This window comes from Rhizobium ecuadorense, from assembly GCF_001187535.1.
GTDB classification, from domain to species: domain Bacteria; phylum Pseudomonadota; class Alphaproteobacteria; order Rhizobiales; family Rhizobiaceae; genus Rhizobium; species Rhizobium ecuadorense.
The window spans coordinates 1-391 of sequence record NZ_LFIO01000546.1 but is presented as its reverse complement, the minus strand read 5'-3'; the positions used below and the strand labels follow the sequence as shown (position 1 = coordinate 391).

The following is a 391-nucleotide window of genomic DNA, read 5'->3' as shown; positions in this document are numbered from 1 at the left end:
CCTGCTTGCCCGCAGTCTTGCGACGAACACCACCCACCAGGTGGCAGTCTTCGTTGACGACTTCGCCAATCCGCACAAGCTTCCGGTTCTGGAGATGTTGACCGAGCGCCTGCAGGCGGAGGGTCTGTTGACCGTATTGATCAACATCAACCGCCATTTCGATCACGTTCACGCCTTGATCAACGCCGACCAACGACAATTCGACGCCGTTATCCTATTCGGGACCGCTTTTCGAGAGGAAACACTGGGTGATCGACGGCTCGGCCCAGGTTTCCCGCCGATGTTCGTTCTTGCAAGAGACAGCCAAATCCCCGGCGTTCCCGCGATTGCCTGCGATGCAGAACTCGCTCTCAGCGAGATCGTCGATTACCTCTTCGACAAGGGCTATCGC

1 protein-coding gene is annotated in these 391 nt (G+C 57.5%); it reads left to right on the top strand.

Going from position 1 to position 391, the window contains the following annotated elements; all coding sequences use genetic code 11:
- A partial coding sequence (locus AF337_RS11925) for a type 1 periplasmic-binding domain-containing protein (RefSeq protein ID WP_483150624.1) occupies window positions 1-391 on the top strand: 391 nt, incomplete at both ends.